At 40.3% G+C, this 10449-nt stretch carries 9 protein-coding genes and 1 rRNA gene; 9 read left to right on the top strand and 1 reads right to left on the bottom strand.

Features of this window, described 5'->3' with window-relative positions:
* Nucleotides 1-29 precede the first annotated feature (29 nt).
* The 8 genes from rrf (at nucleotide 30) to hisC (ending at nucleotide 7618) form a co-directional block, all read left to right on the top strand.
* Nucleotides 30-144: ribosomal RNA gene (gene rrf / locus E0H88_RS14370) — 5S ribosomal RNA — on the top strand.
* 327 nt (nucleotides 145-471) lie between these two features.
* Entirely contained in the window at nucleotides 472-1926 is a 1455-nt protein-coding gene (locus E0H88_RS14365; RefSeq protein WP_131274695.1) for an RNA polymerase factor sigma-54, read from the top strand.
* A gap of 173 nt (nucleotides 1927-2099) precedes the next feature.
* Nucleotides 2100-2432, top strand: coding sequence for a ribosome hibernation-promoting factor, HPF/YfiA family (gene hpf, locus E0H88_RS14360; protein WP_131274693.1), 333 nt, complete (start codon nucleotides 2100-2102; stop codon nucleotides 2430-2432).
* A gap of 137 nt (nucleotides 2433-2569) precedes the next feature.
* Nucleotides 2570-2821 (top strand): BolA family iron metabolism protein IbaG, encoded by a 252-nt coding sequence (gene ibaG, locus E0H88_RS14355; RefSeq protein ID WP_004650949.1) that lies wholly within the window; start codon nucleotides 2570-2572, stop codon nucleotides 2819-2821.
* Nucleotides 2822-2827: 6 nt separating this feature from the next.
* Entirely contained in the window at nucleotides 2828-4084 is a 1257-nt protein-coding gene (gene murA, locus E0H88_RS14350; protein ID WP_131274691.1) for a UDP-N-acetylglucosamine 1-carboxyvinyltransferase, read from the top strand.
* Complete coding sequence (hisG, locus tag E0H88_RS14345) at nucleotides 4084-4779, top strand: ATP phosphoribosyltransferase (RefSeq protein WP_086194235.1); 696 nt, start codon at nucleotides 4084-4086, stop codon at nucleotides 4777-4779. The genes murA and hisG overlap by 1 nt, the downstream gene beginning before the upstream one ends.
* Before the next feature lie 194 nt (nucleotides 4780-4973).
* Nucleotides 4974-6278, top strand: a complete 1305-nt coding sequence (gene hisD / locus E0H88_RS14340) for a histidinol dehydrogenase (RefSeq protein WP_165493327.1) — start codon at nucleotides 4974-4976, stop codon at nucleotides 6276-6278.
* Nucleotides 6279-6526: 248 nt separating this feature from the next.
* A complete protein-coding gene (hisC, locus tag E0H88_RS14335) occupies nucleotides 6527-7618 on the top strand; it encodes a histidinol-phosphate transaminase (protein ID WP_131274686.1) in 1092 nt (363 codons plus the stop codon).
* Nucleotides 7619-7723: 105 nt separating this feature from the next.
* Here hisC and E0H88_RS14330 read toward each other — a convergent pair whose 3' ends face one another.
* Nucleotides 7724-9076, bottom strand: coding sequence for an anthranilate synthase component I family protein (locus E0H88_RS14330; protein ID WP_131274684.1), 1353 nt, complete (start codon nucleotides 9074-9076; stop codon nucleotides 7724-7726).
* A 257-nt stretch (nucleotides 9077-9333) separates the two neighbouring features.
* Between E0H88_RS14330 and filA the strand changes: the two genes are divergently transcribed.
* Nucleotides 9334-10410, top strand: a complete 1077-nt coding sequence (gene filA, locus E0H88_RS14325) for a putative pilus system protein FilA (RefSeq protein WP_131274682.1) — start codon at nucleotides 9334-9336, stop codon at nucleotides 10408-10410.
* Nucleotides 10411-10449 lie beyond the last annotated feature (39 nt).

Here is a 10449-nt window from a genome sequence, read left to right as displayed (position 1 = left end):
AAGACCCGAACAAGTCCATAAACAGTTGTGCTGGCGACCATAGCAAGAGTGAACCACCTGATCCCTTCCCGAACTCAGAAGTGAAACCTCTTAGCGCTAATGGTAGTGTGGGATTACCCATGTGAGAGTAAGTCATCGCCAGCTCATTATTCAAAAGCCCCTGCCAAGTGCAGGGGCTTTTTTTATGCGTGGAGTTTTTAAAACCTCAAGATCATTATTGAATTGATGAATGAGAATAGATTCTTGATTTGAATTTGCTGTTATTTAGAAAGTTTGATGTTATATCAAGAATAAATTATTCATTTATAAAAATATTTAGCATTAGTTTTTTATATTTTATCGAAAATATGACTAAAAAATCCGTAAATTTGTATATTTTTTATGTGTATCTATGATATAAAAATTAAAACGGCACAAAAATTGCTTGTAAGGCGTGCTTTTATAAATAGCAGTTAAAAAGAGTAGGATAGTATGAAGTTATCGGTTGGATTAAAAGTTGCAAACTCCTTGTCACTGACACCGCAGTTACAACAAGCCATTCGTTTGCTTCAACTTTCTAGCCTTGAGCTAGAGCAGGAAATCCAAATTCAACTTGATAGTAATCCCTTATTGGAAAAAGTAGAAGAGCAATCTTCAATTGAAAGCTTATCTGCTTTGCAAGATCAAGAACGTGACAGTAAAGATTTAACCAATGAGCTGAATGCAAACCATCTTCCGGATGATCTACCTGTGGATACTGATTGGGATGATGTCTATACCCATCAACCGACCAGTTTGGGTTCCCCTGAATATGAAGAACGAGAAGATAATCGTCAAGGACATTTGGGTTTAAAAGAGCACGTACTCGAGCAGATTAATTTATTGCATTTATCTGCTGTGGATCGCCTCATCGCGCACTGTATTGTGGATTCTTTAGATGAAAAGGGTTTTTTAGATGCTGAAATTGCAGAAATCACGGCATCTGTGCAGCATTTATTGGAAACGATGGATTATGAGGATGAGGTGGAAGATGATGAAGTTCTTGTTGTCTTAAAACATATTCAACATCTGGACCCTCCAGGTGTGGCATCGCGTAATTTGGCAGAATGTTTATTGGTGCAACTCGAAAGTTTACCTGTAGATCAAGCTTATCGTTGTGAAGCGATAAAATTGTTAAATCATTATGAGTTACTCATTTCAAATGAATTGCCGAAATTGGTTAAACAAACCGGTTTGAATCCTGAGCAATTAAAATGTGCAGTTGATCTGTTAAAGACCTTAAAAGCCTATCCGGGACTGGAGTTTGAAGAAAAAGACTCTGATTATCAGATTCCCGATGTGGTGGTCATGAAAAAGAATGATCATTGGCAGGTGCAGTTAAATCCGGATGTGATGCCCAAATTAAGGATTAATTCTTTTTATGCCAGTATGATTAAGCGTGCAGATCAAAGTAACGACAATCAATATTTACGCAATCAAATGCTGGATGCCAAAAATTTTATTAAAAGTGTCGATGAGCGTCATAAAACCTTATTAAAAGTGGCCACCTGTATTGTAGAACATCAAAAAATGTTTTTGGAAATTGGTGCGGAAGGGATGAAACCTTTAGTGCTGCGCGATATTGCAGAAGAGGTGGAATTGCATGAGTCTACTGTCTCACGTGTAACGACCAACAAATTTATGCTGACACCGCGGGGTTTGTTTGAACTGAAATATTTCTTCTCCAGTCATGTAGCCACGACTTCTGGAGGAGAAGCATCTTCCATTGCGATTCGCGCAAAAATTAAAAAGTTAATTTCCGAAGAAAATCCCCGCAAGCCTTTATCTGACAATATTATTGCCAATTTGTTAAAACAAGATGGCATTGATGTAGCACGCCGGACAGTTGCTAAATATCGAGAGTCGTTACATATTCCTTCATCTTCTGAACGAAAAGTCTTGATCTAATTTTAAAAATCTGATTATTCTAGGGATTCATTATGACAATATAATGAATCTTTTTTTCTTTTAAAGGTGTGGTTGAAATGATTTAAAGTGTGAATTGCAGAATTCTGAGTTCTTTCAGCAGATCGTTTCGGCTATGACTTTAACTAATCCTAAAGAAGGTGAGGGATAGAATTATGCAAATAACAATTCGTGGTCATCACTTAACTATCACCCCTGCAATTGAAGATAATATCCGATTAAAATTTGCTGAAATGACCAAACATTTGGACCAGGTCAATAGTATGCAGGTAAAATTGACCAAAGATCATCAAGTGGACAAACGTTCAAGAAAAGGAAGTTTAAATCATATAGCTGAAGCGATTATTCGTGTACCGGGGGCAGAATTGTTTGCACAGGCAACAGCTGATGATATGTATACATCAATAAAAAAATTAACAGAAAAACTGAAAAGACAGTTGCATAAGCATAGAAAAATGCAGGTTGCATCCCCATCTTTAATGGCATAGTTCGGTTTTTGAACAAAAAGAGGTTTTTTATGACCTCTTTTTTTATATATTAAATGTTATAGCTTAATGATTTATTTTTCATATTTATAGTAAAATGGCAGGTTTTTACACCGTTGGTCCTATAAGAGGTCTTTGTGATGAATAGTGAACAGCTCACTGAAATTTTAAAAGCTGCTTTTCCAGAGGCTGAAGTTGCAGTTAGTGGGCAAGGCGGGAAATTTGATCTTCGCATCGTAGATGAACAATTTGAAGGCAAACGTCCGGTGGCACGCCAACAGACAGTTTATGCTCCGTTAAATTCATATATTGCCAGCGGTGAAGTACATGCGGTAACTATTCGTGCAATGACCAAAGAAGAATGGCGTAAAGCAAGCTTATTCGGAGCTTAGAACTAGATGGATAAATTTTTAATTCAGGGCGGTGTTAAGCTCGAAGGTGAAGTGCGTATTTCGGGTGCAAAAAATGCAGCACTTCCATTGCTTGCTGCAATGATTCTCCCTGAAACTCCCACCACATTAACCAATGTTCCAAATCTTAAGGATGTGAACACTTTGGTAAAACTGATTGCTGGTCTGGGTGTTCAAATTTCTTATGAAGGCGATACTGTTAAAGCAGATACGTCTACATTAGATAATCAGTTTGCCCCATATGAACTGGTCAAAACCATGCGTGCATCCATTTTGGTGCTTGGTCCATTATTGGCGCGCTATGGCAGTGCAAAAGTATCTCTTCCTGGTGGATGTGCCATTGGTTCACGCCCAGTCGATCAACATTTAAAAGCATTAGAAGCTTTGGGTGCTGAAATTGAAGTTGAAGCGGGTTATGTCCATGCCAAAGTTGATGGTCGTCTTAAAGGTGGCGAAGTTGTCTTTGATATGGTGACTGTGGGTGGTACGGAAAATATTTTGATGGCAGCCGTATTGGCCGATGGTGTCACTACAATCCGTAATGCAGCACGTGAACCTGAAATTACCGATCTTGCACAAATGCTGATTAAAATGGGTGCAAAAATCGAAGGTTTGGATACCGACACTTTAGTCGTTACAGGTGTTGAGCATTTACATGGCTGTGAATATGCAGTGGTTGCGGACCGTATTGAAACAGGTTCGTATCTGGCTGCTGCAGCAATTACCGGTGGTAAAGTCAAAACCACGCATACCGATCCAGCACTACTTGAAGCAGTTTTAGACAAATTTGAAGAAATGGGCGCAGAAGTGACCCGTGGCGATGACTGGATTGAACTGGATATGATGGGGAAACGTCCGAAAGCCGTCAGCTTCCAGACGTTGCCGCATCCAGAATTCCCAACCGATATGCAAGCCCAGATTATGGCGGTCAACGCGATTGGTCGTGGCTTTGCGACAATTTCTGAAACGATTTTTGAAAACCGTTTTATGCATGTACCTGAATTGGCACGTATGGGCGCAAATATTCAGGTTGAAGGTAATGATGCAGTGGTTACAGGTGTGGAAAAACTTTCAGCCGCTCCTGTAATGGCGACAGATTTACGTGCTTCTTTCTCTTTGGTTCTGGCTGCGTTGGCTGCTGAAGGTGAAACCCTGATTGACCGTATTTATCATATTGACCGCGGTTATGAAGATGTTGAAGCGAAGTTACAAGGTTTAGGTGCCCAAATTAAGCGAGTAAGTTAATGAGCGATATGAGAAACGATGATCCAAACTTTGACGTTATGGGCAATTTTGATCATGGTTTAACTTTAGCATTAAGTAAGGGACGTATTTTAAAAGAAACTTTACCTCTGCTAGAAACAGCAGGAATTAATTTACTGGAAGATCCGGATAAATCCCGTAAATTGATTTTCCCAACTACCCATAAACAGGTGCGTATTTTAATTTTACGCGCTTCTGATGTACCGACCTATGTGGAAAATGGTGCAGCGGATTTGGGTGTTGCGGGTAAAGACGTGCTGATGGAGCATGGTGCGCAAAACGTCTATGAACCACTCGACTTGAAAATTGCCAACTGTAAACTCATGACAGCAGGCAAAGTGGGTATGGAACGTCCGAAAGGCCGTTTAAAAATCGCTACCAAATATGTGAATCTTACACGTCAATACTATGCCAGCCTGGGCGAGCAAGTCGATGTCATCAAGCTTTACGGTTCGATGGAACTTGCGCCACTGGTGGGTTTAGGTGATTACATTGTTGATGTGGTCGATACGGGTAATACCCTGCGTGCCAATGGTTTAGAGCCTTTGGAAGAAATCTGCAAAGTGTCATCTCGCTTGATTGTAAACAAGGCCAGTTTCAAGCGTAAGCAAACTTTATTGAACCCGATTCTGGCACAGCTTGAAAAAGCAGTGGAAGAACGCGAAAGCAAAAAATAAGTTTTTGCATCCCAATATGAAAAACCGTCATTCTGTGGCGGTTTTTTATGCCTGTTTTTACTATCCCTAGCTAAACCCAGATTTATTCGATGATTCACAAAGTAATTTCCTATGAAACTGTGTGAATAGATGCGTGATTGATACCCACAAAGTTTGGGAAACAAGGTAAACTAAACTTTTCCAATTCAAACCTTGTGGGTAAATTGATGCGACGTTTATCGACTCAAGATCAAAGCTTTAAACAGGCCTTTGCAGACTTGTTGGCTTTTGAGACAGTTAGTGATCCTGAACTTTTAAAAACCGTAGACCAAATCATTGCTGATGTGCGTCAGCATGGTGATGCTCATGTTCTTAAACTCACTCAACAGTTCGATCGACATCCAGCGCATCAATTTTCTGATCTAGAACTTACTCAAGAACAACTCAAAGCGGCTTTTGAAGATTTAACGACAGAAGTTCGTCAAGCTTTGGAGTTGGCTGCAAACCGTATTCGTGAATTCCACCAGGCGCAAAAGCAGGATGGCTGGACCTATGTTGATGCTTTGGGAAATACCTTAGGGCAAAAAATTACCCCACTGGATCGAGTCGGTATTTATGTGCCGGGCGGTTTGGCATCGTATCCATCTTCTGTATTGATGAATGCCGTTCCTGCACATGTGGCGGGCGTGCCAGAAATTATCATGGTGGTTCCGGCGCCGAATGGTGAACTCAATCCATTGGTATTGGCAGCGGCATATCTGGCTGGTGTGCATCGTGTATTTACCATTGGTGGGGCACAAGCGGTTGCCGCATTGGCTTATGGAACGGAAACGATTCCTCCTGTCGATAAAATTACCGGTCCAGGTAACCGTTTTGTGGCAGCAGCTAAACGTGCCGTATTTGGTCAGGTCGGTATCGACATGATTGCAGGGCCATCTGAAATTCTGGTATATGCAGAAGGTCAGAATAATCCGAAATGGCTGGCAATGGATTTATTGTCCCAAGCAGAGCATGATACGGTTGCCCAAGCAGTTTTCATCACACCCGATGAGCAGCTTTTAAACGACGTTGAACAGGCAATTGAAGAACATCTGGCTGCCTTGCCAAAAGCTGAAATTGCCCGTACTTCCATTGCCAACCGTGGGGCTTTGGTTTTGGTGAAAGATCGTCAGGAAGCGATTGACCTCATCAACGAGGTCGCGCCAGAACATTTAGAGCTTTGCCTGGACGAAGCTGAAGAAATGTCAGAAAGCATCCGCCATGCCGGTGCCATCTTCATGGGGCGTTATACGCCTGAAGCCATTGGTGATTATTGCGCGGGTCCAAACCATGTGTTGCCGACCTCAGGCACAGCACGTTTCTCATCACCGCTTGGCGTATATGATTTTCAGAAGCGTTCCAGTCTGATCATGTGCTCGCAAGAAGGCGTGAAAACTTTAGCGAAAACAGCCGATATCCTGGCGCAACAGGAAAATCTGGATGCCCATGCACGCTCGGCACGTTATCGTTATCACGATTAACCTCTCCCTAACCCTCTCCTGAAAGGAGAAGGTATGTCATCTAATTTAAACTAATGAAATTTATATGGTTTTAATAGAATGGCAAATATGGAAAAATTGAAATATTGATTAAATTTATTTACCAATGAAAAGTTCCTCTCTATGGGAGAGGTTAGGAGAGGGTAAAATAGACTTTCTCCTAGCGATAAATATTTTCTCGATAGTTTTTTAAAGAGGGAATTTTGGTAAATAGCGAATGAGAAAATAAAATGTCGACCATCACCACAGAACAAATGCGTTTTTGGAGTCCTGAAGTACGTGAACTCGAACCTTACGTGCCAGGTGAACAACCCAAAATCCAAAATCTTCTAAAATTAAATACCAATGAAAATCCCTATCCGCCATCATCAAAAGTGGTAGAAGCGGTTCAGGCGGTATTGGCAAATTCAGCAGATGTGCTGCGTTTATATCCAGACCCGGATGCATCCGCTTTAAAACAGGCCATTGCCAAACAGCAACATGTTGACGTGAGTCATGTGTTTGTAGGTAATGGTTCTGATGAAGTATTGGCGCACATCTTCAAGGCATTTTTTGTCCAGGAATTGCCAATCCTGTATCCGGACATTACTTACAGTTTTTATCCGGTTTATAGTCAGTTCTTTGGGGTAAAAACCAAAGTTTTGCCATTGAATGATGATTTTGAAATTGTGGTGGATGATTATAAACAGCCTAATGGCGGGATTATCATTACCAACCCGAATGCGCCGACCAGTATCGCACTTGGTTTGTCAGCCATTGAAGAGGTTCTTCAGGCCAATCCCGATTCAGTGGTTGTCATTGATGAAGCTTATGTCGATTTTGGCGCTGAATCTGCGGTTGCATTGGTTGAGAAATACGATAACTTGGTGGTTTGCCAAACGACTTCTAAATCACGCTCCTTAGCAGGCTTACGTGTCGGTTTTGCCATTGCTCAGCCACATCTCATCGCTGCCCTTGAAGCGGTGAAAAACAGTTTTAACTCCTATCCGATCGATCGTTTTGCGATTGCAGCGGCTGTAGCATCTTTTGAAGATCAGGAATATTTTGAGGCACAAAATGAGAAAGTAATTGCCAGCCGTGAAAAGTTGGTTGCTCAACTGGCTGAGCTTGGCTTTAAAGTCTTGCCATCGAGTGCAAACTTTATTTTTGCCTCACTGTCATCAAAAGATGCAGGTGAATTGGCTGCTGAATTACGTGAACGTGGCATCATCGTACGTTATTTCAATAAGCCGCGTATCAACCAGTTCCTGCGTATTACTATCGGTACGGACGAGCAAAACCAGCGTTTAGTAGATACATTGAAAAATGATATTCTGGCTTAATCTCCCCAAATCCCTTTTTTGTAAAGAGGAGATTTCCTCCCTTTACTAAAAGGGAGGTTAGGAGGGATTTAAAAAAAAGCGATTCTATTGAATCGCTTTTTTTACTTATTCAGGTGTGTACCACGTGTTGAGCAAATTCAGCATGGCTTCGACTTTATCAAAACATTCCTGATACTCAGCATCGCAATCTGATGCAATGGTGATACCGCCACCCGCCCAGACAGAAACATCATCCTGATATTTTTGAATCGAGCGAATCAGAATATTCCATGAACCTGTGCCATCAAAATTAAAATAACCCATCGAACCGCAGTAGGCTCCACGTGGAGCACCTTCAAGCTCCTCTATAATTTGCATGGCACGAATTTTGGGTGCGCCAGTGATCGAACCACCTGGCAGAGCAGACATGAGCACATGAAAAGGATTGATATCTTCCCTTAAAGTGGCAGTGACTTCACTAACCATATGGTGAACTTGATTAAATGACTCAATTTCAAAAAGTTTTGGTGTTTTCACCGATCCTGTTTCAGCGTATACACTCAAATCATTACGCAGTAAATCTACAATCATTACATTTTCGGCTTGGTCTTTTTTAGAGTGAATTAGGCTTTGCTTGGATTGTTCATCGAGTGCAGCATCTTGATATCGAGGCATGGTGCCTTTAATTGGTTTTGTGGTGATTTTCCGGTTTGCTTCAAACTCGATAAACAGTTCTGGAGAACAGCTGAGTAATTCAAAATCATTAATTTTGACATAACCCGAATAAGGTGCATCCGTCAGTTGCCAAAATGCGTCTGCTGTATTGAGTAATAACCCTTGTGCTTTGGCGGTAAATTCTTGAGTTAAATTAATCTGATAACAGTCACCTGCCCGAATGTAATCTTGAACCTGTTTAAAGACATTCACATACTGTTTTTTATTCCAGCGTGGAGTACAAGGTTGTGTAAGCGTAAATGAGTGATTTTCTTTAATGAAGCTATTTTTGTTTTGCCAGACATCTTGAAGTATTTGAAATATCGCTTCAGCATCATGCTCATGGCTAAAAAAAGTCCAGCCCTGATCGGTCAGTTTAATATAGCTGCAATAAATGCCTAAAAATAAAGAAGGCTGATTTTTGGATTGAATGTTGACATGTTGCTGGGCAGCTTCATCATAACTGATAAAGCCGATTAAACCACCATTGAAGTCGGAACAATGGTTTTGCAAACCTTGTTTAAAAAAATGATTGAAATCAATCGGTTCATTTTTTTGCTGATATTGGTTTAACGATATTCTGGTAAATTTCTGAATTTTTTTATTTTGCACGAGCATATATTCAGAGGCTAAAAAAGCAATGACAGGTTGCTTTACATTTTTTAAGTAAACCACATGGTTAAGATGTGATAGGCATAAAAGAATTTCAGTAGGATTAAGCTTTTGTTTGGTCAGCAATTTTTGAAAAAAAACAGGCTTATTCATACGGTGTGACTTTAAAAATTCGATACATAGAAGGACTATTCTATAACATTGTTGGTGCATAAAAACTGTAAATACCGTTTATCGGTAACATGCAGATTGCGACCAACAGCAGTTGAACAAAAAATGACAGCCATATAATTTAACTAGGGCAAACCAGCTGCTCAAGGAAAGCCTCACTATTGTCAAAAAATAAAAAACAATCAGTGAAATCGAGTAGTTAACAATCAAAAAAAATAATACTCTTGGGAGAGTACGAAATGAAAAAATTTACTAAACTTGCTTTAGTTTCTTCATTAGCAATCAGCGCAAACGCGATGGCAATGCAAGCAATGGATGATGCTTCATTGGGTGCTACTACTGGTCAAGATGGTATTAACATCGGGATTGGTATTTCTAAAATCACTATCGATAAATTATATGTTCATGATAATGACGGTTTATCAACAACTGCAAAAAATACTATAACTGGTACTAAGGTAGTAATCGATACTACTACTACTCCACCTACACCTGGTTTTGCAGCAAACGCACTTGTTTCTGAGACAGCAATTGCAGGTGGTACAGGGAATGCTGGTGCAATTGTTATCAAAGGTAATGGTAAAGCTGGTCATATCAATGAAACTCAAGGTCTTGTAATTACAGCGAACAGTGATGCATTACTTGCTTCACATAATTTGGCCGATTTACAAATTGATTCTGATGCTGGTACTGGCACAAATGGTGCATTTATCAATATTGCGGCTCAAGTGTCTGGTTTGAGCATTAATATTGGTGAAATTGGTGTAACAGCATCTAATACTGTTCCAGCATCTACTGCTTCATCAATCCGTCGTGGTGGTCAAGAGACGACAAATTATAATGCTATTTTATCTGGTCTTACTTTGAAAACTGGACAAATGGCAGCGAATATCCAACTGGGTGCAGCGCCTCAAGGTGCAATGGTTAAATTAAATACCGTGATGAAAGGTGGTCTTGAAATTCTTGATCTAGGTATTTTGGATAACTCAACTAAAACGGGTTCAGGTGATGGGACTGCGGGTAACCGTGCAGCTGGTGAAATCTTTGTTGAGAGCATTAAGGTTGCAGATGCAAACTCTACTGATTTGACTATCAACCAAAATATTAGCGTAATTGGTAAAGAAGGTACGAATAATGGTTATATCCGCATGGTAAGTTCTTCTGGTCCAATTGATAACTATGTAAAAGGTATTCATTTAGGTAGCCGTACTGCTGGCTCTATTGGTGATATTGAAGTACAAGGTCTTCAAACTTACTATAGTACAGCCATTGGTTCTTATACCCAAGGTTCTATGATTACGATTGCTGGTCGTTAATTCTGGATTGAAAAAAGCGCGTGTTTACACGCGCTTTTT

Source organism: Acinetobacter sp. ANC 4216 (assembly GCF_004331195.1).
GTDB classification, from domain to species: domain Bacteria; phylum Pseudomonadota; class Gammaproteobacteria; order Pseudomonadales; family Moraxellaceae; genus Acinetobacter; species Acinetobacter kookii.
The sequence above is the reverse complement of the archived record's forward strand: the minus strand, read 5'-3'. Positions and strand labels throughout refer to the sequence as shown.